The following is a 22,555-nucleotide window of genomic DNA, read 5'->3' on the forward strand; positions in this document are numbered from 1 at the left end:
GGTGCGAGGCGCCCGATACCGATCAGACTTGAATACATGGCAGAAGAACGACAGTCCTGCGGCGAAAACCGCGACTTCCGAGGCGTGGCGGAGCGATTCGGAAGCGCGCACCGCGAGCACGTCGGGATGAGTCCTGAGGGTCCGCTGCCCTGTTGCCAATTCGCCGCCGCTGCAGGAACTCACGTTCAGGCCGCCGGAGTCTGATCATGGGACTGCTCACGCTCCCCATAGCACAGGTCCGCGGTCTGATCGGGGTGGCGGAAGCTCCGCGACAATGCCGAGCGGAACTGCACGACTCAGGAGAGCTCCGTGCCCAGCTGGATTTATTGAAACGGGAACTTGAAGACGGATGTATCGACACGGAGGGAGTTCGAACCGGGAAGAGGAAAGGCTACTCGACCGGCTAGGTCGGCCCCGCACCGAATGATCGAAGGTGACGCACTCATGGATAACGCAGCCAAGGTGACCCTCGCGGCCGCAGTAGTGGGCGGCTATGTGCTGGGCCGGACGAAAAAGGGCCGACTGGCCCTGACCATTGCAACGTACCTGGCAGGGAGACGATTCGGCCTTGAACCCCGACAGCTTGCCGCCGAAGGGATGCGCAGACTGGGAGAGATTCCCCAGTTCGCCGAGCTGCAGGAGCAGCTGAAAGGGGAAGTCTTCGACGCAGGCCGTAAGGCAGTGGCTGCCGCCGCCGACCGGGGCATGAGTTCGCTTGCCGACGCCATCAGTGACCGTACGGCCCGGCTCGGTGAGAAGCAGGATGAGGGGGAGGAAGAGGAGGAGCAGCCAGAAGAGGAGTACGAGGAGGAAGAGGAAGGCGCAGAGTACGAGGAAGAGGAGGAACCGGAAGGAGAAGAGCCGGAGGCCGAGTACGAAGAGGGCCAGGCCGAGGAAGAGGAGGAGCAGCCAGAAGAGGAGTACGAGGAGGAAGAGGAAGAGGAAGAGGAAGAGCCGGAAGCGAGACAGTCGAAGCAGCGCCGCAGTTCTCGTCAACCAGCCCAGCCCAGAGGAGGCGCGGCGCGGAAGAAGGCTGCTCCCGCCCATGGAGAGAAGACTGCTCCGGCCAAGAAGTCCGCCGCCCGGAAGACGGCTCCGGCGAAGAAGACGGCTGCGAAGAAGACTGCTCCGGCCAAGAAGTCCGCCGCCCGGAAGACGGCTCCGGCGAAGAAGACGGCTGCGAAGAAGACTGCTCCGGCCAAGAAATCCGCCGCCCGGAAGACGGCTCCGGCGAAGAAGACGGCTGCGAAGAAAACTGCTCCGGCCAAGAAATCCGCCGCCCGGAAGACGACGTCGTCGAAGCGAGCAGCGTCCAAGCGTGCCGATCGTCGGAGGTAGCCAGCCATGACCAGGACGGAAACAGACCAGTCCACGGCGCAAATGTCGGGTGCGGATCGGCTTCGCGAAGAGGCGTCCAAATTCCTCAGTGCACAGGTGGAGAACCTCGCCGAGAAGGCGGGCGAAAAACTGACCGATGTCACTGGGCAGCTCACCGATGTGGCCGAGAGCGGATCGCTTCCTGCGATCGGCTCCCGTATTCTCCAGGGTGATTCCCCGCTGAAGGCATTCGTTGGAGAGAAAGCCAAGGGTGTCAAGGACAAAGTCGTGGGGAAGGTCAAGGAAGCGTTCGGCGGTGGAAAGGGGAAACGCAAGTCGAGCGGCGGCAAGGTCATGAACATCATCGAGGTTCTCGATGTGGGAGTGCCCCTGCGTGTCGCGTACGACCACTGGACGCAGTACGACCAGTTCAGCAGCTTTGCGAAGGGCGTTCGCGATGTCTCGAAGAGCGACGAGATGTCCAGTGACTGGAAGGTCAAAGTCGGCCCCTCCTCGCGCGGCTTCAAAGCGAGTGTCCAGGAACAGATTCCCGACGATCGCATCGTTTGGACATCCGAGGGGGCCAAGGGGACTACCCGCGGTGCGGTCAGTTTTCATGAGCTGGCACCCAGCCTGACCCGAATCGTCCTGGTCGTGGAGTACTACCCGTCCGGGTTCTTCGAGAAGACGGGCAACCTGTGGCGCGCCCAAGGACGCCGAATGCGACTCGACTTCAAGCACTTTCAGCGATACGTCACCCTTGCCCAGGAAGAACCCGAGGGCTGGCGCGGTGAAATCAGGGACGGTGAAGTCGTCGTTTCCCACGAAGACGCCATGGAAGAAGAGGCCGCCGAACAGGAGGACTCACAAGGCGAGGAGTCCGAGGACGAGGACTACGAGGAGGAGCCCGAGGACTACGAGCCCGAGGACAAGGACTACGAGCCCGAGGACAAGGACTACGAGCCCGAGGACGATGGCTACGAGGACGAGGGTGAGCCCGACGACGAAGAGGACGAGGACGAGGACTACGAGGACGAGGACGAAGGTGAATACGAGGAAGAAGAAGGAGAGGAGGAGGACGTAACCCCCTCCCGAGGGCAGGGACGACAGCGGTGACGCCGTGACCGGCATCGCCTTCAGGCAGGGGGCCTACCTGTTTCGGAGCCGCAGACCACCATCTTGTCGGGCCGCAGCCTGGGCGGGCTTCTCCGGGAGAGGAGTTCGTGCACGGCCTGGTGCCGTTCGTGGATACCGCCGACGATGCGGCGCGGACGGCCATTGACGACCGTGGTTCCGTCCGGGACCAAAGGTGGCTGCTTCGGAAGAGGCGCGCCAGGAACTTCCGCGGGTGGGAATGCAACTGCCCCACCACGCGTACTGCACCGGCCACCTCGATTCGAAGGGCGGTTCCGCGTCGGTCACGAAGGACGCGTCAGCCCTGCCTGCCGTGCAGCCTCTGCCTCGTCCTTGACCGCATCGATGTGCTGCGGATGCCGTGTGCAGGTGTGGGCGGGTGAGTGCTCCAGGTCAGCGTCGATGCTCCGTCCAGCGCAGAGAGCGACCGTCCGGTAGAGCGCGTCCTGTTGCCATGGTGTGTACAGCCGGCGCTGCGGGCGCCGTGCTCCGCTTCCAACTGTGCGTATCCCGGTCAGAGCGGAAGCTGAGGAATCATGCCTGCAGAACACCGGACTGTTGACGCGGCGTGCTGGATCGCCACCGCGCCGCGTACCGGCCATGCCCCCGGCACCGACCTGACCGCAGACGGCGCCTCGTCGAAGTCGGCCTCCACATAGGCGCGGACCGCCCGCACGTGCTCATCCACGTCGTCGTCACAGACGACGTGGATGAGGGACTATGCCTTCGGCTTTCGTTCGGCGGCCTGCTCAAATTTTTTTCGGGGTCGGCAACACCTGAAATCTGCGGCGGCTTCCGACCAAAGGGCAGAAAACACCTCCAGCGGAGAAAGGCTCCGTGCAAGTCACTGAGTGGCGAGGCTCTGCCGGGCTACCAGTAGTGCCTTCGACCAGCGACCGGGTGCCACAGCTACCCCAAGATCCACAAGGCAACCCCGATAACGCGGCCCTGCTCGAGCGCAGCCGAGAACTCGGGGAAGTAGCTCTCGTCGCGCGCCCGCCTGGGATTACGGGACAGCTCTTGGCTCCGAGATGCGGTCGGCCCAGGCCGTATATCATGGAACAGCGTCTTGTGAAGGTGACGCGGGCATCATGTCGTCTCCGATTCCGGAGCGGGAACATGGCCGTAGGCGAAGAGGACGAGACAGGGCGCGTCCGGCGTCCGTCCAGCAAGAAGCCCGTCAAGAAGACCGTCAAGAAAACCAGCACCGGACGGGCCGGCAGCCGCACGAACGAAACGAAGCATGCGACCCGTCGTGTTTCGGCCCCGCGAGCCATGCGTTATGCGGCTGAGCAGCTCCAGGAGCTTTTGGGGCGAGCGCCCGAGTCCGTCTCGGCGTTGAAGCCGACGGAGGACGGCTGGCAGGCGGACGTGGAAGTTTTGGAGCTGGAGCGCATTCCCGCCACGACCAGCGTGATGGCGAGTTACCGGGTGACGCTGGACAAGGAAGGCGAATTGCTGGCGTACGAGCGCACCCGCCGCTACACCCGAGCCCAGATCGACCCGCGTGGCTAGGGCCGGAATACCACTGCTGCACCGCGCGACGGACGAACGGAAGCGGCCTCGTCCGGAGCCACGTGTGAGCTGCTGAAAGGAGGCACCATGACTATGGTGCCGCAGGGCGGAGGAACCGTTTCCAGGGCCGGCGGAGGAGGGTCGGGGAACCTTTACGACATCCTCGAGCTGATTCTGGACCGCGGCCTGGTAATCGATGTCTTCGTGCGTGTGTCCTTGGTGGGCATCGAGATCCTCAAGATTGATGCCCGCATCGTCGTGGCGAGCGTGGATACCTATCTGCGCTTCGCGGAGGCCTGTAACCGCCTCGACCTGGAAGAGGGCCGCAAGGCTCCGTCTCAGCTGACCGACCTGGTCGGAGAAGTGACCGAGGGCGGAGCGCATGGCAAAGCCAAGGGTGCGCTGAGCGGGGCCGCTGACGTGCTGACCGATGCCCTGAAGGGAGGGCATGACGACGAGGAGGCCGAGCAGTCAGAAAAGAAACACAAGGAGCCCGAGGAGAGGCGGGAGCGGCCGCGGCGTCGGCCTGCCGCCCGGCGCCGGGAGGAGTGAACCATGGCCATATACGTGTATTCCATTGTCCTGGCCACCCATCCGCAGCGTTTGGACGGCCTCCACGGGGTGGGGGACCCGCCTGCGCCCCTTCGCACAGTGCACACAGAAGCACTGTCCGCGGTCGTCAGCGACGCGCCCGAGGAGCTGCGTCCCAAACGCCGAGATCTCAGCGCCCACCAGGCCGTCCAGGAACAACTGATGGCCGACGGCACCGTTCTGCCACTGCAGTTCGGCTTCACCACCGTGGACGACGACGCTGTACGAGCGGTCCTGGAGGACGGCACGGACAACTTCAGCGAACGCTTGCGGGCGTTGGAGGGCTGCGTAGAATTCCACTTGAAGGCTGCCCAGGACGAGGACGCGCTGTTGCGCCAGATCCTTCAGGAGTCCGACGAGGCGCGCGAACTCAATGAGGAGATCAGAAGCGGCCGCAGCAGCCCGGAACTGCCGCTCGCCCTCGGGGAGCTGGTCTCTCAAGAAGTGCAAGCGCGGCAGGAACGGCTCGCCGTCGAAGTCCTCGATGCGCTGCGCGGATTCGCGCGGGAAGAGCGCTTGTCGCAGCCGACCGGCAACGACTTCCTGAATGTGTCCTTCCTTGTGGAGCGGGACAACGAGAAGACCTTCCTCGGCGCGGAACAGGATATCGCCAAGGAACTGGGCGAGGACTTCGACCTGCGACTGGTCGGCCCGCTGCCCGCCTACAGCTTCGTCTGAGGAGTCCCCATGGGACTGCTGACTCAACTCGCAACTCTTCCGCTGGCGCCGGTGCGCGGCGTGGCCTGGGTCATGGAGCGCGTCGTCGAGGCCGCGGAGAACAAGTACTACGACCCAGCCCCCGTCGAGCAGGAACTTGCCGCACTTGAGCGAGCGCTCGTGGCGGGAGAAATCGACGAGGAAACCTTCGGCCGGCGCGAGGACGAGTTGCTGGACCGGCTGGACGAGATCAGGGCCCATGTCCAGGGCGTTGATACCTGATCGCGGCAGCCGGCGGAACGGGCCCATTGCCACGCGCTCCCGTCGAAGCTCCGGGACACCAGGAATTGAGGTGCAGAGGCCGTGACCGAACCCGTCGCCAGGAGACTGGGCGACCTCCCGTCCAGGTCCGCCCCGTACGGCCAGGGTTCCTCGGCCAATCTTGCCGACATCCTGGAGCGCGTCCTGGACAAAGGCATCGTCATCGCAGGCGATATCCAGATCAACCTCCTGGACATCGAACTGCTTACCATCAAGCTGCGCCTGCTGATCGCTTCGGTGGACAAAGCGAAGGAAATGGGAATTGACTGGTGGGAGCACGATCCCTCACTGTCGTCCCGCGCCAACGGCGGCTACCACTCACTCGCCGAGGAGAACAAACGGCTGCAGGCCGAAATCACGGCGCTGCGCGAGGACCGTGAGCTGCCACCGGCCAAGAACGAGGAGAGCCGCACCGCGGCCCCCCGCCGCACCGCCCGCACCAAACGGGCAGAGCCGAGCCCCCGCGGTGAGAGGCGGGACGAGCCATGACCGCCACGGTCTCCTATGCGTACGCCGTGGCACGGGACGCCGACGGATCGCTGGAAAAAGCTCTGTCCGGGCTCCCCGGAGTGGCGGAGACGACGGTGCATCTGGTACGTGCAGAACACAGCGACGATGTGGTGGTCGCCGTGAGCCCGGTACCCGAGCAAGACTTCCAAGAAGCCGCACTGCGAGCGCATCTTGAGGACTTGGACTGGCTGGAGTCAGTCGCCCGCGCCCATCACCGGGTGATTGAGGCCCTGGCCGCCCGCACCGCCGTCCTGCCACTGCGTCTGGCAACGGTATACCTCGACGACGAGCGGGTGCGGCTCATGCTCCGGGCCCGTCACGAAGCGTTTGCCGACAGACTCACCGACCTGGCAGCGCAGGTGGAGTGGGGCGTCAAGATCTATGTCGAAGCGGCCGCCGAGGCCGAGAGGCCGGCAGGCCCACCCACGGATGCGGGTCTGACCCCCGGGCGGGCATACCTCAGCCGGCGCAGAGCACAGCGACATGCCCGCGAAAACGCCTATCGGGACGCCGAACAGGCAGCCGAGCGGGTCGAGGCCGCCGCCCGCGCCTATGCGGTTGATCGCGTCCAGCACCGGCCGCAGCAAGGCGAACTCGCCCGCGGGCCGGGAGAGAACGTCATCAACGACGCCTACCTTGTGCCGCTGCAACAGGCTGAAGACTTCCGCGCCGATGTCATGCAGGCCGCAGAAGGGCTACCCGGGGTACGCGTCGAAGTCACCGGGCCGTGGGCCCCGTACTCCTTCGCCACCCTCACCGAGGCCGAACCGCCGAAGAAGGCCACGCCGTGAGGGCGGCGGGCAAGCCGGAGGAGCCGCTGCCGCAACGGCAGATCGCACTGATCGACCTGCTGGACCGGTTGCTGAGCGGAGGCGTGGTCCTCACCGGTGACATCGTGCTCTCCATCGCCGATATCGACCTCGTACGCATATCGCTGCGCGCGCTGATCGTCTCCATCAGCGAACAGAATCCTTCCCCGTGGCAGGCCATCTCGGCACCCGTAGGAGACGATCATGTCAGGTAAGGACCGACCGCCCGGAAGTCGCCTGGACGAGGTCGCCGATGCCGCCGCCCGCGCCTTCCGCATGCTGCCCGCAGTGCCGCAGGACATCCTGCCCCGGGGCGGTGCGGAGGCGCGAAGGCCGGCCCATCGGATCACCACCGCCCCGGACACGGTGGAACGGGACCTGATCAAGCTCGTACTCACACTCGTCGAGCTGCTACGACAGCTCATGGAACGCCAAGCCCTTCAGCGGGTCGACGCAGGAGACCTCACCGAGGAACAGGAAGAGCGCCTCGGAGAAACTTTGATGATTCTGCACAGTCGTATGATTGAACTCTGCTCCCGGTACGACCTTTCCATGCAAGATCTCAACTTGGATCTCGGACCTCTCGGAACTCTGCTGCCACCACCCGAATGACGTCAGGGAGAGCGAAATGGGTATCGGAAAGAAGTCCAAGAACATTGGCGAAATCGCGGAGGGTAAAGCAAAGGAATCGGTCGGGCGGGCCGTGGGTAACGAAAGACTGGAGGGAAAGGGGAGGGTTCAAAAGATGAAGGGTAAAGTGAAGCAGGCCATCGAGAAGGGTAAGGAAACCTTCAGGCACTGAAAGAAGGACACGCCGCTCCGCTCCGCTGCCACACTTTGAACAAAGGGCGGGCCTGCGTTCACCTGATGCGGGGCTGCCGGACTCGGAGATCCAGGCATGGCTGTTGATGCTTGCGGACCGGCTCAAGGAGAGCATCGAGACCGGACAGGATCCACCGCCCGCACCGCCGCAGACCCACTGGGAGTGGCGCGCCCGTTTTCCGGAGCTCGCGCAATTGCTGGGTGGTTGGTACTCGCAGGACATGTCGGACGAGTTCGAGAGCCATGAGGCCGCGTTCCAGGACTATCTGGACAGCACCGACCCCGGACCGGTGGCCCGGCTCGCCGGTGAGCTCCGCGATCTGCTCGCGCTTCCCGTCGAGGAGTTCGACTGCGCCACAGAGCCGGCCGAACTCGGCCTGGAGATCGAGCCGCCCGCTCGGCTCAGCACGGTCGGGTGGCTCGTCGAACTCGCTCGGGCGTCGACCGGTACTGACCTCGTGAGCCGCACTCCGGATGCCGTCGGTTCCGTCTTCTCCCGGCCCGAACCTCTCGGTCATCGGCGACCGCAGCCCGAAGCCACCCCCGGGCCAGGCCCGTTGGGCCCGGCAATACGCTGGGGTCGTGATGAGGAAAAGGACAGGCGGGCGGCTGCTCGGCGCTGTTCTGGTCGCTTCCGTGGCAGTCGTCCCGGGGTGTGCGACCCCGGTCGATGTCGGCAAGTTGCCCGGGGTGTACCGCAACGAGGAGAAGGGCGGCGAGGTCCGGCTCGATTCCGACGGGACGTTCTCCGTCACCGACGTGTCGATGGGGGAGGGCTCCGGACCGGTCGACTTCAGCGGTCGATGGGAGTTCCACGACAGCCGGACGTCCAGCGATTTCGTCTATCTGGCGGTCGAGGACGGTGGACTCGGCAAGATCGGCGGCGTCCAGCTCTACACGAAGGGTGAGGGGACGGTGTACTTCCCATTCGATCCGGACGGGCCGCCGACTCTGGAGCTCGACAAGGTGGACGCTCCGTAGGTCCCGTGTGCCGGGGTGGGCGCGTGGTGTCGCCCCCGTAGCCCCGGCGCGGGTCGTTCAGTCGTCGGGGGCGTCCCGGCGCACGATCTCGTGGGCGAGGGCGGCGAGTGCCGGCAGGGCCGGGTGGCCGGGGGCGTCCCGGATCGCGAGCGGGTACGGACGGATCTCGCGGCAGGAGCGGTACCCGGGGACCCCGCTCGAACTGCTGCGGATCGACGACCGCACCGCCGGGCTGACCCGCGGCGAGGTCGACGCCGCGTTGCTGCGGGGGCCCGTGGAGGCTCCGGGGCTCGTCACGGAGGTGCTGTTCGACGAGGGGGAGGTAGGCGACGCCGGGGTGCGGATGCATGTCGGCGGTGGACGCGGCCGAGACCCCGACGCCGCGGCCCGCCGCGATGGCGGCCAGCCAGTCGTCGGTGTTGGCGACGGTGAGGGTCGCGGCGGGTCTGGCGTGCGGCGGCCACAGGTCCGTGGTGGTGGTGCCGGACACGGTGTTGAGGACGACGGTGTCGCCCGCCAGGTCGGCGAGACGGAGCGTGCCCCGGGCGGCGAGCGGGCCGTCCGCGGCGACCGCCGCCATCCGGTCCTCGTCGAACAGCACCTCCGTGACGAGCCCCGGAGCCTCCACGGGCCCCCGCAGCAACGCGGCGTCGACCTCGCCGCGGGTCAGCCCGGCGGTGCGGTCGTCGATCCGCAGCAGTTCGAGCGGGGTCCCCGGGTACCGCTCCTGCCAGCGGCGCAGCAACGGTGTGGTGTACGGGCCGAACGCCGACCAGGCGTGCCCGAGCCGCAGCGGCCAGCGGCCCGGACCGCCGGGGGCGAGCGCCTCGTCGAACGCGGCGACCGCGACGGCGGCCTTGTCCCGGAAGGCGATGCCCTCGGGGGTGAGGGCGAGATGGTGGGTGGACCGGTCGACGAGCCGGATGCCGAGCTGCTGCTCCAGGGCGGCGAGCGTACGGGAGACCGCGGGCTGGGTGAGGCGGAGGCGGGCGGCGGCGTGGGTGATGTTGCCCTCGTCGGCGACGGCGAGGAAGGCGCGCAGATGGCGGATCTCGACGCCCCGGCCGGGGTCGCGGCCCGGCCGTCCCCCGCCGCGGTCGTCGTCGTCCTGTGCCGGGCTCATGCGCGGGGAGCATAACGGGAGCCCAGCAGGCATTTCACGTGCCACGCGGAGACACCTACCGTAAGAGGGACATACGTGACGGGAGCCCGGCGCGTGCGTATCGGACGAAACGCCGGAAGACGTCTCGGACCGTACTCCCGAACCCGCTCCCGGACCGGCTTCCGGACCAGAAGGAACACCGCAAGTGAACGACCGACGCAGTGCAACAGGGGTGGCGACCGCGGAGCGGGCCGCCGTCGTGGCCGTACCCGGGGCGGTCGCCGCCCCGGGCGGGCGGCCGGGGCCGGGCCGCCCCGGTGGCCGGGCGGCGGCGCTCGCCCCGGTCGCGCTGGTCGTCGCGGGCGGCCTCTCCGTCCAGTTCGGCTCCGCCGTCGCGGTCCTGCTGATGCCCCGGGCCGGTGCGCTCGGCGTCGTCACCCTCCGCCTGGCCGTGGCCGCACTCGTGCTGCTGATCGTCTGCCGCCCGAAGCTGCGCGGCCACTCGCGCGCCGACTGGGGCACGGTCCTCGCCTTCGGGGCGGCCATGGGCGGCATGAACACGCTCTTCTACCAGGCCGTCGACCGCATTCCGCTGGGTGCAGCGGTCACCCTGGAGGTGCTGGGCCCGCTCGTCCTCTCGGTGGTGGCCTCCCGCCGCCTGGCCAACCTGGTGTGGGCGGGCCTCGCGCTGGGCGGGGTCGCGCTGCTGAGCGGGGGCGGCTTCGACCGCCTCGACCCGGCCGGGGCCGCCTACGCGCTCGGCGCGGGCGCCATGTGGGCGGCGTACATAGTCTTCAGCGCCCGCACCGGCCGCCGCTTCCCCCAGGCGGACGGCCTGGCCCTGGCCATGGTCGTCGCCGCGGTCCTCTCGCTGCCCCTGGGCGTCATGGAGGCGGGCTCGAAACTGCTGGTCCCGTCCACGCTGGGGCTGGGCGTGCTGGTGGCGCTGCTGAGCTCGGTGCTCCCGTACACCCTCGAACTCATGGCGCTGCGCCGCCTGCCCGCCCCCACCTTCGCGATCCTGATGAGCCTGGAACCGGCGATCGCGGCCACGGCCGGCTTCCTGGTCCTCGACCAGGCCCTGTCGACCACCGACGCGCTGGCGATCGCCCTCGTCATCGGGGCGAGCATGGGCGCGGTGCGCAGCCAGACGCGGCGCGTGAAGGCCCGCGAACGCGGCTGACGCGTACCGAGCCGGCATACATCGATCGGAGTACGTGGCTGCTCCGATGACGTAGGTCCGGGTGACGCGGTGGGGACGATGCCCCGGCAGGGGGCGGAAACCTACCGTCTAGCCCCATGACGAAGACGATTTCCACAACTCCCACAACTCCCACGACTCCCACGAGTTCCACGAGTTTCACGAAGACGGGTTCCCTGGCCGGCCTCGCGGTCGCCGTCCTCGCCCTCACCGCGTCCGACGTGGTCAACAAGGGGTACGACCCGTTGGCCGAGACGGTCAGCAGATACGTCAACCTGCCGCACGGCTGGCTGGTGACCGTCGGTCTGCTGGGGATCGCCCTCGGGTCGGCGGCCCTGGCCGTCCGGACCGTGCGGGCCGGGGGCGGTGGACGGAGCGGGTGGCTTCTGGGCTTCTGGGCGGTGTGCGTACTGGTCGCCGCGGTCTTCCCGGCCGACCCGCCGGGCAACTGGGACCGTCCCTCGACCGCCGACACCGTGCACGGGGTCGCGGCCTGGGCGGGGTTCCTCGCGCTGGCGGTGGCGATCGTACGACTGACCATGACGTGGCGGCGCGAGCCGGCGCGGGCGTCCGGGGCGCGCGGGCTGACCGTGCTCGCGTGGGCGTCGTCGGTGGCGTTCGTCCTGTTCGCCGCGGCGATGGTGGACCGGGCCGTCCTCACCCACACCGCCCCGCTGGGGCTGGCCGAGCGCGTCGTCATCGCCGTGGACCTGGCCTGGCTCGCCCTCGCCGCCACCACCGCCTCGGCTGCTCCCCGGTCCGCCGCGTCGGGCACCATGAGCCGCATGACGACGGGCCTCACCAAGTGAGTTCACGAACGAACGCGTGGATACGCGCACGGACGGGTGCATGGACGGGTGCGCGGGCGGCCTCGCGCGTGAGCGCACGCGTGGCCTCGCTTCCGTGGAGCGGTGGCAGCAGTGGCAGCAGCCGGCGGGCGCGGCTGGTGGACGTGACGCTGGCGCTGCTGACCGCCGTGGCCATCGGCGCGGGCCCCGCCGCGATGGGCGCGCCGCTGTCATGGAACGGCACGTTCGATCTCGGGGCGGCCCTGGGCGGACTGCTGCTGGTCCGCAGGCGTCACCCCCTGCTCGTGCTCGTCCTGTCCGCCGCCGTGCTCATCGGCTGGCAGAGCGCCGGTCTGTTCGAGGGCGGGTGGATCTGGCCGCTGACCGCAGCCCTGTTCACCGCCGCGCTCGGCCACCCCGGCAAGTCCGCCGGTGTCGGGGCCCTCGTCCTGATGTACGGCCTGACCCCGCAGGGGCCGGACGGCACCGAGACCCTTGCCCGGGGCGGCGTCGAACTGCTCTGGCTGGCCCTGGTGCTGGCCGCCGCGAACGCCTGGCGCCAGTACGGTCGTTGGCGTGCCGAGCACCACGCCCGTCTCGTGCAGCTGGAACAGACCCGGCTGGCCGAGCAGCGCCTGCGCATCTCCCGGGAGGTCCACGACGTGGTCGCCCACACCCTGGCCGTCGTCGGTGTCCACCTGAACGTCGCCGTCGAGGCCCTGGACGATTCGCCGGAGGAGGCGCGTGCCGCGCTGCGCACCGCGATCGCCGCGCGCACGCAGGCCATGAGCGAGCTGAAGGCGTTCGTCGGCGAGCTCCGGGAGGCGCCGCAGCAGGGCCTGGAGTCCGTCGCCGATCTGGTCGAGCAGGCCCGGGCCGCCGGGCTGGAGGTGCGCTACGACCTGGAGGGCGACAGCGGAGCGGTCCCCGCGGCCCAGGCGCTCACCGCCTACCGCGTCGTCCAGGAGGCCGTGGTCAACACCCTGCGCCACTCCGACGCGGGGCGCCTCACCATTCGAGTACGGGTCCTTTCAGGGGAGTTGGAGGTGACGGTCACCGACGACGGGCGGGCGGTGACGTTCTCCGAGGGGCACGGCCTGACCGGGATGCGCGAGCGCGTCACGGTGCTGGGGGGAACGCTGCGCGTCGGCCCCGGTACCGATGTCGGCACGGGCACAGGCACGGGCACCGGTATCGGCACGGGCACCGACGTCGACACCGACACCGACACCGGCACCGGCTCGGGTTTCGTCGTGAAGGCCGTTCTGCCTCTGACGACTGCATGACAGGCTGACCCCCATGACCATAAAAGTGCTGCTCGTCGACGACCAGGCGCTGGTACGGGCGGGATTCCGCAGCCTGCTCGGCCGGGCCAGGACGCTGGCCGTCGTGGCGGAGGCCGCCTCGGGGGAGGAAGCGGTACGGCAGGCGGTCCTGCACCGGCCGGACGTCGTGCTGATGGACATCAGGATGCCGGGAACGGACGGCATCGAGGCCACCCGCCGCATCCTGGCCGAACTGCCGGCGACCAGGGTGATCATCCTGACGACGTTCGACACCGACGAGCACGTCTTCGAGGCGCTGCGGGCGGGCGCGAGCGGGTTCCTCACCAAGGAGGTCGAACCGGCCGAACTGCGGCGGGCGGTCGAGGTCGTCGCGGCGGGCGACTCCCTGCTGTCACCGGGCGTCACCCGTCGCGTCGTCGAACGCTTCGCGCACCGCCCCCGCGCCGCCACGACCCTGGCCGCGCTGACACCGCGCGAGAGCGACGTGGTCCGGCTGGTGGCGGAGGGCCTGTCCAACGACGAGATCGCCGCCGCGCTGGTGATCAGTCCGCTGACCGCGAAGACCCACATCTCCCGGGCGATCACCAAGCTGGGCGTGCGCGATCGTGTGCAACTCGTCATCCTCGCCTACGAGGAGGGCCTGGTCGGCGGCGTCGCCCCGCGCGGGAACGGGTGATCCCCGCGGCCGGAACCGGCCCTTGTCGACCGGCCGCGCGCGGGGAGATCATGGCGGGCCGTACGCATCCGGGCACAAGGGCATACGGGCATACGGGAGTCCGGCCGCCGGGACCGCGGTGACCGGAGCCGAGCAGGGATCACACCGGGGGAGTCCATGGCCGTCGTCGCCGCCGCCGTCTACTTCGTCCTCGCCGTGGGCGCGGCCGTGATGTTCGGAAAGGGCATGGACCGCAACCTCCAGGGCCCCCGGCTCCGGGCCCTCTGGGCCGAGGGGCTCACCGCCGAGGCCCGCTGCACCGCCGTGCGCACCGAGGAGGCCCAGGACGCCGAGGGCGGCTTCATCGTGCACCGGCGCCCCACCCTGGAGTTCCGGACGGGGGACGGGCGCACGGTCGTCTTCGAGGACCGTCAGTCGCGCCTCGAACCGGCCGTGGGCGACTTCGTGACCGTCCACTACGGCGCCGCGGACCCGGAGGGGGACGTGACCACCCGGACCCCGTCCTTCCTCGTGCTCCACGCCAGGGCCGTGATCACCGGGGTGGGGAGCGTCTTCGCCCTGATCACGGCGGTCGTCCTCGCCCTGGTCCTCTGACCTCCCGAAGCCCCGGCCCCGGTCGTCCTCACTCCGGGTTGACGGTGTCGAAGTACAGCGTGTCCGTCGCCGCGTCGAGGAAGAACCGCCCCCGCGTCAGGCCGTCCACCGGGCCGGGGCCCAGGAGCAGCGCGTCGTAGGAGGCGCTGGTCAGCCACCGCGCGTGCGCGGGCAGGAACGCGGCCAGCACCTCCGGCACCCCGGTCGGCCCGGCCGGTCCGAAGGCGTGCGCCGGGTCCGCCGCGGTCCGGGCCGCGGTTCCGGCGGGCAGCCGGGCCAGGCCCACCACCCGGTACCGCGGGTCCGGGCTCGGCAGGTACGAACGCCCCTCCGCGTCCTGGTCGTACGCCAGCCAGTGCGCCCCGCGCAGCCGCCCCGCCTCGCCGAACCTGCGTTGCAGCGGGGCGAGATCCGTCCGTACCCGCTCGCGATCCGGGACGGGTTCGTCGTCGGTCGACGCGTACACCGTCCCCCCGACGGCCGCCGCCGCCGCGACGCCGATGCCCAGCGCCAGCCAGGCGCGACGGCTCGGCCCCCTCGAACGCTCCATGCCCGTGCCCCCGCCGTGCGATGTGCTGCCGGTTCCGTCGTCGGCCGCGAGCGTAACCCCGGGAGAGGACCGAAGTCCGAAGAGGGCCGAAGTCCGGAGAGGACCGAAGTCCGGAGAGGACCGAAGTCCGGAGGGGACCGAACCCCGGAGGGAGACCGGAGGGAGAACTGATCCGGCGGAAAATAATGCAAGCATGCTTGATTGTTTATTGGTCCGCTGCCATGCTCCTGGACACACCGCCACGCCCCGAGGGAGTGCACCGTGTCCGACGCATCGGCCGTGACCGTCGCCGTACTCGACGACCTGCGCCAGGAGAGCGAGGAACTCGACCTGCTGGTCGCCGGGGCGGACGCGGCCCGCTGGGCGGGGCCGACCCCGGCCGAGGGCTGGACCGTCGCCCACCAGATCGCGCACCTGCACTGGACCGACGAGGTCGCCCTGATCGCCGTCACCGAGCCGGACGCCTTCGCCGCCGAGGTCGAGAAGGCGCTCGCGCACCCCGGCACGTTCGTCGACGAGGCCGCCGGGGAACTCGTCGCGCTGCTGTCGCCCGGGGAACTGCTCACCCGGTGGCGCGAGGGCCGGGACCGACTGCGCGAGGCCCTGGGCGCGGCCCCGCCGGGCGTGAAGTTCCCCTGGTACGGGCCGCCGATGAGCGTCGCCTCGATGGCGACCGCACGGCTCATGGAGACCTGGGCGCACGGTCAGGACGTCGCCGACGCCCTCGGCGTCACCAGGACCCCCACCGCCCGGCTGCGGCACGTCGCCCGGATCGGGGTGCGGGCCCGCGGCTACGCCTACCTGGTACGGGGGATGCGGGCGCCCGAGGAGGAGTTCCGGGTCGAGCTCGACACCCCCGACGGCGGGACGGTCGCCTTCGGCCCCGAGGACGCGCCGCAACGCGTCACCGGGCCGCTCCTCGACTTCTGCCTGCTCGTCACGCAGCGCGCGCACCGCGACGACCTCGCCGTCCGGGCGGTCGGCCCCGACGCAGACCGCTGGCTCGACATCGCCCAGGCGTTCGCGGGTCCCGCGGGACCGGGCCGCGCGCCGAAACGAGGAGACGGGGAACGAGGGAACGGCAAGTGACCGACGTACAGGGGCAGCACGCGACCGACGTACGAGGACGGCACACGACCGGCGTGCTGCGGATCGGCAACGCCTCCGGGTTCTACGGCGACCGCTTCGACGCCCTGCGCGAGATGCTCACCGGCGGCCCCCTCGACGTCCTCACCGGCGACTACCTGGCCGAGCTGACCATGCTCATCCTCGGCCGGAGCATGCTCAAGGACCCCGCGCGCGGGTACGCCACCACCTTCCTGCGCCAGCTGGAGGAGGGCCTCGGGCTCGCCCACGAGCGCGGGGTGAGGATCGTCGCCAACGCGGGCGGCCTCAACCCGGCCGGACTGGCCGACGCCGTACGGGAGTTGGCGGACAAGGTCGGCGTCCCGGTACGGGTCGCCCATGTGGAGGGCGACAGCCTGCCCGTGCCCGAGGGATTCCTCACCGCCAACGCCTACCTCGGCGGCGCCGGGATCGCCGCCTGCCTCACCGCCGGAGCGGACGTCGTCGTCACCGGACGGGTCACCGACGCCGCCCTCGTCACCGGCCCCGCCGCCGCCCGCTTCGGCTGGGGGCCCGACGACCTGGACGCCCTCGCCGGGGCCGTCGTCGCCGGGCACGTCCTGGAGTGCGGCACCCAGGCCACCGGCGGCAACTACGCCTTCTTCCGCGGCCACGACCTGCGCCGCCCCGGCTTCCCCGTCGCCGAGATCCACGCCGACGGCTCGTCCGTCATCACCAAGCACGACGGCACCGGCGGCGTCGTCGACCTCGGCACCGTCACCGCCCAACTGCTGTACGAGACGGGCGGCGCCCGGTACGCCGGACCGGACGTCACCGCCCGGCTCGACACCGTACGGCTGACTCAGGACGGCCCCGACCGCGTCCGGATCTCCGGGGTGCGCGGCGAGGCCCCGCCGCCCGCCCTCAAGGTGGGGCTGAACCGGCTCGGCGGCTGGCGCAACGAGGTCGTCTTCGTGCTCACCGGCCTCGACATCGAGGAGAAGGCGCGGCTGGTGCGCGAGCAGTTCGACGACGTCCTCGCCCGCTCCGGCACCCGGCCGCGGGAGGTGCGCTGGGAGCTGGCCCGCACCGACCGGGCCGACGCCGCCACCGAGGAGACGGCCAGCGCCCTGCTCCGGCTCGTCGTCCGCGACCCCGACCAGGAGACCGTCGGGCGCGCGGTCTCCGGCGCCGCGATCGAGCTGGCGCTCGGCAGCTACCCCGGCTTCCACGTCACCGCCCCGCCCGGGAAGGGCGCCCCGTACGGGGTGTTCGAGGCCCGGTACGTACCGGCCGACGAGGTCGCGCACGTCGCCGTGCTGCCCGACGGGCGGCGCGAGACGCAGGAGCCGCCCGCCCGGACGCGGGCCCTGGAGGACGCCGAACCGCCGTCCCTGCCACCGCCGTCGGAACCCGGTCCCACCCGTCACGTCCCCCTCGGGCTCGTCGCCGGAGCCCGCAGCGGGGACAAGGGCGGGGACGCCAACGTCGGGGTCTGGGTCCGCGACGACGAGGCATGGCGGTGGCTGGCCCACGAGCTGACCGTCGAACGGTTCCGGGAACTCCTCCCGGAGACCGCCGGCCTCACCGTCGTACGCCACGTCCTGCCGAACCTGCGCGCCCTGAACTTCACCGTCCGCGGACTGCTCGGCGAGGGCGTCGCCGCCCAGCACCGGTTCGACCCGCAGGCCAAGGCGGTGGGGGAGTGGCTGCGCTCCCGCCACCTGCCCGTCCCCGTATCCCTGCTGGAAACCGCCCACGCACCGGAGGCGCACGCATGAGCCGGCCCCGTACCACCGAAGGCGCACGCATGACCGCCCACGTACCACCGGAGGCGACCGCATGACCGTCCTGCCCACCGCGCTCGACACCGCGGGGCCCGAGTACGCCGCGAACCGCACGGCCATGCTCGCGAAACTCGACGAACTGGCCGCCGAGCACACCAGGGCGCAGGCCGGCGGCGGGGAGAAGTACGTGGCCCGGCACCGCGCCCGCGGCAAGCTCCTGGCCCGGGAGCGGATCGAGCTGCTGATCGACGAGGACACCCCGTTCCTGGAGCTGTCGCCGCTCGCCGCCTGGGGCAGCGAGTACACCGTCGGCGCCTCGCTCATCACCGGCATCGGGGTGATCGAGGGCGTGGAGTGCCTGATCACCGCCAACGACCCGACCGTGCGCGGCGGCGCCTCCAACCCCTGGACGCTGAAGAAGGCCCTGCGGGCCAACGAGATCGCCTTCGCCAACCGGCTGCCCTGCGTCAGCCTCGTCGAGTCCGGCGGCGCCGACCTGCCGTCCCAGAAGGAGATCTTCATCCCCGGCGGGGCGCTGTTCCGTGACCTCACCCGGCTGTCGGCGGCCGGCATCCCGACCGTGGCCGTCGTCTTCGGCAACTCCACCGCCGGCGGGGCGTACGTCCCCGGCATGTCCGACCACACGGTCATGATCAAGGAACGGTCCAAGGTCTTCCTCGGCGGACCGCCCCTGGTGAAGATGGCGACCGGCGAGGAGAGCGACGACGAATCGCTCGGCGGCGCCGAGATGCACGCCCGCACCTCCGGCCTCGCCGACCACTTCGCCGTGGACGAGCAGGACGCGCTGCGTCAGGCCCGCCGCATCGTCGCCCGCCTCAACTGGCGCAAGGCGCACGCAGATCCGGGCCCCGCCGAGCCGCCGAAGTACGACGAGGACGAGCTGATCGGCATCGTGCCCGGCGACCTCAAGGTGCCCTTCGACCCGCGCGAGGTCATCGCCCGGCTCGTCGACGGCTCCGACTTCGACGCGTTCAAACCGCTGTACGGGACCAGCCTGGTCACCGGCTGGGCGCGCCTGCACGGCTACCCGGTCGGCATCCTCGCCAACGCGCAGGGCGTGCTGTTCAGCGAGGAGTCGCAGAAGGCCGCGCAGTTCATCCAGCTCGCCAACCAGCGCGACATCCCCCTGGTCTTCCTGCACAACACCACCGGCTACATGGTCGGCAAGGAGTACGAGCAGGGCGGCATCATCAAGCACGGCGCCATGATGATCAACGCGGTGTCGAACTCGAAGGTCCCCCACCTGTCCGTCCTGATGGGCGCCTCGTACGGAGCCGGGCACTACGGCATGTGCGGCCGGGCGTACGACCCGCGCTTCCTCTTCGCCTGGCCGAGCAGCAAGTCCGCCGTCATGGGGCCGCAGCAGCTCGCCGGGGTGCTGTCCATCGTCGCCCGCGCCTCCGCCGCCGCCAAGGGCCGGCCCTACGACGACGAGGCCGACGCCGGACTGCGCGCCATGGTCGAGCAGCAGATCGAGTCCGAGTCCCTGCCCATGTTCCTGTCCGGGCGGCTGTACGACGACGGGGTCATCGACCCGCGCGACACCAGGACCGTCCTCGGGATGTGCCTGTCCGCGATCCACACCGCCCCGGTCGAAGGCGCCCGCGGCGGCTTCGGCGTCTTCCGGATGTGAGGCCCAGATGATCTCCACGCTGCTCGTCGCCAACCGGGGCGAGATCGCCTGCCGGATCTTCCGGACCTGCCGGGCGCTCGGCATCACCACCGTCGCCGTGCACTCCGACGCGGACGCCGACGCCCTCCACGTACGGGAGGCCGACACCGCCGTACGGCTGCCGGGCGCCGCCCCCGCCGACACCTATCTGCGCGGCGACCTCGTCGTCGCCGCCGCGCTCGCGGCCGGTGCCGACGCCGTCCACCCCGGCTACGGCTTCCTCTCCGAGAACGCCGGCTTCGCCCGCGCCGTCCGGGACGCCGGACTCGTCTGGGTGGGGCCGCCGGTCAAGGCCATCGAGCTGATGGCGTCCAAGACCCGCGCCAAGGAACTGATGGCCGCCGCCGGGGTGCCGCTGCTCGCCCCCGTCGACCCGGCCCGGGCCACCGCCGACGACCTGCCGCTGCTCCTCAAGGCCGCGGCGGGCGGCGGCGGACGCGGCATGCGCGTCGTGCGCGAACTCGCCCATCTGCCGGGCGAGCTGACGGCCGCCGGTGCCGAGGCCACCGCCGCGTTCGGGGACGGCGAGGTCTTCGCCGAGCCCTACGTGGAACGCGGCCGGCACGTCGAGGTCCAGATCATGGCCGACGCGCACGGCGGGGTCTGGGCGCTCGGCACCCGCGACTGCTCGCTCCAGCGCCGCCACCAGAAGGTCGTCGAGGAAGCCCCCGCACCCGGTCTCGACGACGCGCTGCGCACCCGGCTGCACGACGCCGCCACGGCCGCCGCGCACGCGGTCGGCTACCGGGGCGCGGGCACCGTCGAATTCCTCCTCTCCGCCGACGGACGGCCGTACTTCCTGGAGATGAACACCCGCCTCCAGGTCGAACACCCCGTCACCGAAGCGGTCTTCGGACTCGACCTCGTCGCCCTGCAACTGCGCGTCGCCGAGGGCGAACCGCTGCCCGCCCCCGCACCCCCCGAGCCGCACGGCCACGCCGTCGAGGCCCGCCTCTACGCCGAGGACCCCGCCCACGACTGGCAGCCGCAGACCGGCACCCTGCACACCCTGGACGTGCCCGCCGAACCCGGCATCCGCCTCGACACCGGCTACACCGACGGCGACACCATCGGCGTGCACTACGACCCGATGCTCGCCAAGGTCATCGCCCACGCCCCCACCCGCGCCGAAGCCGTACGCCTGCTCGCCCGCACCCTGGAACGCGCCCGCGTCCACGGCCCCGTCACCAACCGCGACCTGCTCGTACGGTCCCTGCGCCACCCCGACTTCCTCGCCGCCCGCCTCGACACCGGCTTCTACGACCGCCACCTCACCGCCCTCACCCCCGCCCCGGACGGGGCGGACCGGCACCTCGCCGTCCTGGCCGCCGCCCTCGCCGACGCCGCCGCCCGGCAGCAGGCCCCCGGCCCCGCACCGGCCCGCCTCGGCGCCTGGCGCAACATCCCCTCGCAGCCCCGGACCAAGCGCTACCGCGCCGAACCCGACGGCACCGAACACGAGGCCGCCTACCGCACCACCCGCACCGGCCCCGCCCCCGAGACCGGCGAACGCGTCGTCGCCGCCCGGCCCGACCACGTCACCCTCGAAACCGGCGACGGCCTCACCCGCCGCTTCCGCGTCGCCGTCCACGGCGACCGGACGTACGTGGACACCGCCACCGGCTCGCACGCCCTCACCGCCCTGCCCCGCTTCACCGACCCCACCGACCGCACCGAACCCGGCTCGCTGCTCGCCCCCATGCCCGGCACCGTCGTCCGCGTCGCGGACGGCCTCGCCACCGGGGCCGCCGTCACCGCCGGACAGCCGCTGATCTGGCTGGAGGCGATGAAGATGGAGCACCGCATCCTCGCCCCCGCCTCCGGCACCCTCACCGCACTCCACGCCGCACCCGGCCTCCAGGTGGAGGTCGGCGCCCTGCTCGCCGTCGTACAAGACGCACAGACCGTCGTGCAAGACGCACAGGAGGAACCGAAGCGATGAGCACCGTCCTCGAAACCGAAGAACACCAGGCCCTGCGCGCCGCCGTCGCCGCACTCGGAAAGCGCTACGGACGCGACTACATGACCTCCGTCATCCGCGACGGGGCCCACCCGCGCGAACTGTGGACCGAGGCCGCCAAGCTCGGCTACCTCGGCGTGAACCTCCCCGAGGAGCACGGCGGCGGGGGCGGCGGAATGGCCGAACTCTCCATCGTCCTGGAAGAGTTGGGGGCGGCCGGCAGTCCGCTGCTGATGATGGTCGTCTCCCCGGCGATCTGCGGCACCGTCATCGCCCGCTTCGGCACCGAGGACCAGAAGCGCAAGTGGCTGCCCGGCCTCGCCGACGGCAGCCTCACCATGGCCTTCGGCATCACCGAACCCGACGCCGGCTCCAACTCCCACCGCATCACCACCACCGCCCGCAGGGACGGCTCCGGGCCGGACGCCGACTGGCTGCTCACCGGCCGCAAGGTCTTCGTCTCCGGCGTCGACATCGCCGACGCCACCCTCATCGTCGGCCGCACCGAGGACGCCAGGTCCGGCAAGCTCAAGCCCTGCCTGTTCATCGTCCCGCGCGACGCCCCCGGCTTCGGCCGCTCGCAGATCGACATGGAACTCCAGGCCCCGGAGAAGCAGTTCGAACTCGTCCTGGACGACGTACGGCTGCCCGCCGACGCCCTGGTCGGCGACGAGGACGCCGGACTCCTCCAACTCTTCGCCGGACTCAACCCCGAACGCATCATGACCGCCGCCTTCGGCATCGGCATGGGCCGCTACGCGCTCGACCGCGCCGTCGACTACGCGAGGACCCGGCAGGTCTGGAAGGAACCCATCGGCTCCCACCAGGCCATCGCCCACCCCCTCGCCCAGGCCCACATCGAACTGGAACTGGCCCGGCTGATGATGCAGAAGGCCGCCAGGCTCTACGACGACGGCGACGACATCGGCGCGGGCGAGGCCGCCAACATGGCGAAGTACGCGGCCGGCGAGGCCTGCGTCCGGGCCGTCGACCAGGCCGTGCACACCCTCGGCGGCAACGGCCTCAGCCGCGAGTACGGCCTCGCGTCCCTGATCACCGCGGCCCGCGTCGCCCGGATCGCCCCCGTCAGCCGGGAAATGATCCTGAACTACGTGTCCCACCAGTCCCTGGGGCTCCCCAAGTCCTACTGACAGAAGACATCCTGTCCCTCCACACCGCGGACGCGGCGGTGGTGC

Annotated in this window: 23 protein-coding genes and 2 pseudogenes; 23 read left to right on the forward strand and 2 right to left on the reverse strand. The window is 70.4% G+C overall.

The features are described 5' to 3' along the window. Positions 1 to 444: 444 nt before the first annotated feature. From EAO76_RS20220 to EAO76_RS20280, 13 genes and pseudogenes are all read left to right on the forward strand, one after another. Positions 445 to 1,338 carry a histone protein gene (locus tag EAO76_RS20220; RefSeq protein ID WP_148837281.1) on the forward strand — a complete coding sequence of 298 codons (894 nt, stop codon included), beginning with the start codon at positions 445 to 447 and terminating at the stop codon, positions 1,336 to 1,338. Positions 1,339 to 1,344: 6 nt separating this feature from the next. Then, complete coding sequence (locus EAO76_RS20225) at positions 1,345 to 2,433, forward strand: SRPBCC family protein (RefSeq protein ID WP_148837282.1); 1,089 nt, start codon at positions 1,345 to 1,347, stop codon at positions 2,431 to 2,433. A 1,137-nt stretch (positions 2,434 to 3,570) separates the two neighbouring features. Next, complete coding sequence (locus EAO76_RS20230; RefSeq protein ID WP_148837283.1) at positions 3,571 to 3,966, forward strand: gas vesicle protein; 396 nt, start codon at positions 3,571 to 3,573, stop codon at positions 3,964 to 3,966. Positions 3,967 to 4,053: 87 nt separating this feature from the next. Continuing rightward, a complete protein-coding gene (locus tag EAO76_RS20235) occupies positions 4,054 to 4,518 on the forward strand; it encodes a gas vesicle structural protein GvpA (RefSeq protein WP_148837284.1) in 465 nt (154 codons plus the stop codon). Positions 4,519 to 4,521: 3 nt separating this feature from the next. Then, complete coding sequence (locus tag EAO76_RS20240; protein ID WP_148837285.1) at positions 4,522 to 5,235, forward strand: GvpL/GvpF family gas vesicle protein; 714 nt, start codon at positions 4,522 to 4,524, stop codon at positions 5,233 to 5,235. Between the two features lie 9 nt (positions 5,236 to 5,244). Beyond that, positions 5,245 to 5,496 carry a gas vesicle protein GvpG gene (locus EAO76_RS20245; RefSeq protein ID WP_148837286.1) on the forward strand — a complete coding sequence of 84 codons (252 nt, stop codon included), beginning with the start codon at positions 5,245 to 5,247 and terminating at the stop codon, positions 5,494 to 5,496. 81 nt (positions 5,497 to 5,577) lie between these two features. Further along, positions 5,578 to 6,024, forward strand: coding sequence for a gas vesicle protein (locus EAO76_RS20250; protein WP_148837287.1), 447 nt, complete (start codon positions 5,578 to 5,580; stop codon positions 6,022 to 6,024). Continuing rightward, a complete protein-coding gene (locus EAO76_RS20255; RefSeq protein WP_148837288.1) occupies positions 6,021 to 6,836 on the forward strand; it encodes a GvpL/GvpF family gas vesicle protein in 816 nt (271 codons plus the stop codon). Before EAO76_RS20250 ends, EAO76_RS20255 begins: the two co-directional genes overlap by 4 nt. Continuing rightward, on the forward strand, positions 6,833 to 7,069 hold the full coding sequence (locus EAO76_RS20260; protein WP_148837289.1) for a gas vesicle protein: 237 nt from the start codon (positions 6,833 to 6,835) through the stop codon (positions 7,067 to 7,069). The genes EAO76_RS20255 and EAO76_RS20260 overlap by 4 nt, the downstream gene beginning before the upstream one ends. Next, positions 7,059 to 7,466, forward strand: coding sequence for a gas vesicle protein K (locus EAO76_RS20265; protein WP_148837290.1), 408 nt, complete (start codon positions 7,059 to 7,061; stop codon positions 7,464 to 7,466). Before EAO76_RS20260 ends, EAO76_RS20265 begins: the two co-directional genes overlap by 11 nt. A gap of 16 nt (positions 7,467 to 7,482) precedes the next feature. Next, positions 7,483 to 7,656, forward strand: coding sequence for a CsbD family protein (locus EAO76_RS20270; RefSeq protein WP_148837291.1), 174 nt, complete (start codon positions 7,483 to 7,485; stop codon positions 7,654 to 7,656). A gap of 241 nt (positions 7,657 to 7,897) precedes the next feature. Then, positions 7,898 to 8,056: pseudogene (locus tag EAO76_RS47330) on the forward strand (contact-dependent growth inhibition system immunity protein); the annotation flags it as partial. A gap of 205 nt (positions 8,057 to 8,261) precedes the next feature. Then, complete coding sequence (locus EAO76_RS20280; RefSeq protein ID WP_262375600.1) at positions 8,262 to 8,657, forward strand: hypothetical protein; 396 nt, start codon at positions 8,262 to 8,264, stop codon at positions 8,655 to 8,657. 279 nt (positions 8,658 to 8,936) lie between these two features. Here EAO76_RS20280 and EAO76_RS20290 read toward each other — a convergent pair. Then, positions 8,937 to 9,780 (reverse strand): annotated as a pseudogene (locus EAO76_RS20290) (LysR family transcriptional regulator); the annotation flags it as partial. 184 nt (positions 9,781 to 9,964) lie between these two features. Between EAO76_RS20290 and EAO76_RS20295 the strand changes: the two are divergent. From EAO76_RS20295 to EAO76_RS20315, 5 genes are all read left to right on the forward strand, one after another. After that, positions 9,965 to 10,942 (forward strand): DMT family transporter, encoded by a 978-nt coding sequence (locus tag EAO76_RS20295; protein WP_187438696.1) that lies wholly within the window; start codon positions 9,965 to 9,967, stop codon positions 10,940 to 10,942. Positions 10,943 to 11,058: 116 nt separating this feature from the next. Then, on the forward strand, positions 11,059 to 11,769 hold the full coding sequence (locus tag EAO76_RS20300) for a DUF998 domain-containing protein (RefSeq protein WP_148837294.1): 711 nt from the start codon (positions 11,059 to 11,061) through the stop codon (positions 11,767 to 11,769). A gap of 68 nt (positions 11,770 to 11,837) precedes the next feature. Next, positions 11,838 to 13,034 carry a histidine kinase gene (locus EAO76_RS20305; RefSeq protein WP_148837295.1) on the forward strand — a complete coding sequence of 399 codons (1,197 nt, stop codon included), beginning with the start codon at positions 11,838 to 11,840 and terminating at the stop codon, positions 13,032 to 13,034. 13 nt (positions 13,035 to 13,047) lie between these two features. After that, the gene (locus EAO76_RS20310; protein WP_148837296.1) at positions 13,048 to 13,710 is read left to right on the forward strand and encodes a response regulator transcription factor; all 663 of its coding nucleotides are present in this window, start codon (positions 13,048 to 13,050) and stop codon (positions 13,708 to 13,710) included. 156 nt (positions 13,711 to 13,866) lie between these two features. Beyond that, a complete protein-coding gene (locus EAO76_RS20315) occupies positions 13,867 to 14,304 on the forward strand; it encodes a DUF3592 domain-containing protein (RefSeq protein ID WP_148837297.1) in 438 nt (145 codons plus the stop codon). A gap of 28 nt (positions 14,305 to 14,332) precedes the next feature. On the opposite strand, the gene EAO76_RS20320 is transcribed toward EAO76_RS20315, so the two are convergent. Next, a complete protein-coding gene (locus tag EAO76_RS20320) occupies positions 14,333 to 14,854 on the reverse strand; it encodes a hypothetical protein (RefSeq protein WP_148837298.1) in 522 nt (173 codons plus the stop codon). A 261-nt stretch (positions 14,855 to 15,115) separates the two neighbouring features. Between EAO76_RS20320 and EAO76_RS20325 the strand changes: the two genes are divergently transcribed. The 5 genes from EAO76_RS20325 to EAO76_RS20345 all read left to right on the forward strand — a co-directional run bounded on the left by EAO76_RS20325 (position 15,116) and on the right by EAO76_RS20345 (position 22,510). Then, positions 15,116 to 15,943, forward strand: coding sequence for a TIGR03084 family metal-binding protein (locus EAO76_RS20325; protein WP_148837299.1), 828 nt, complete (start codon positions 15,116 to 15,118; stop codon positions 15,941 to 15,943). Next, positions 15,940 to 17,700 carry an acyclic terpene utilization AtuA family protein gene (locus EAO76_RS20330; RefSeq protein WP_262375601.1) on the forward strand — a complete coding sequence of 587 codons (1,761 nt, stop codon included), beginning with the start codon at positions 15,940 to 15,942 and terminating at the stop codon, positions 17,698 to 17,700. Before EAO76_RS20325 ends, EAO76_RS20330 begins: the two co-directional genes overlap by 4 nt. Positions 17,701 to 17,761: 61 nt before the next feature. After that, positions 17,762 to 19,360 carry an acyl-CoA carboxylase subunit beta gene (locus EAO76_RS20335; RefSeq protein ID WP_148837300.1) on the forward strand — a complete coding sequence of 533 codons (1,599 nt, stop codon included), beginning with the start codon at positions 17,762 to 17,764 and terminating at the stop codon, positions 19,358 to 19,360. A 7-nt stretch (positions 19,361 to 19,367) separates the two neighbouring features. Then, complete coding sequence (locus tag EAO76_RS20340; protein ID WP_148837301.1) at positions 19,368 to 21,341, forward strand: biotin carboxylase N-terminal domain-containing protein; 1,974 nt, start codon at positions 19,368 to 19,370, stop codon at positions 21,339 to 21,341. Continuing rightward, positions 21,338 to 22,510, forward strand: a complete 1,173-nt coding sequence (locus tag EAO76_RS20345) for an acyl-CoA dehydrogenase family protein (protein WP_148837302.1) — start codon at positions 21,338 to 21,340, stop codon at positions 22,508 to 22,510. The genes EAO76_RS20340 and EAO76_RS20345 overlap by 4 nt, the downstream gene beginning before the upstream one ends. Positions 22,511 to 22,555: the final 45 nt, after the last annotated feature.

The sequence above is a fragment of the Streptomyces sp. sk2.1 genome (genome assembly GCF_008120935.1).
GTDB lineage: Bacteria > Actinomycetota > Actinomycetes > Streptomycetales > Streptomycetaceae > Streptomyces.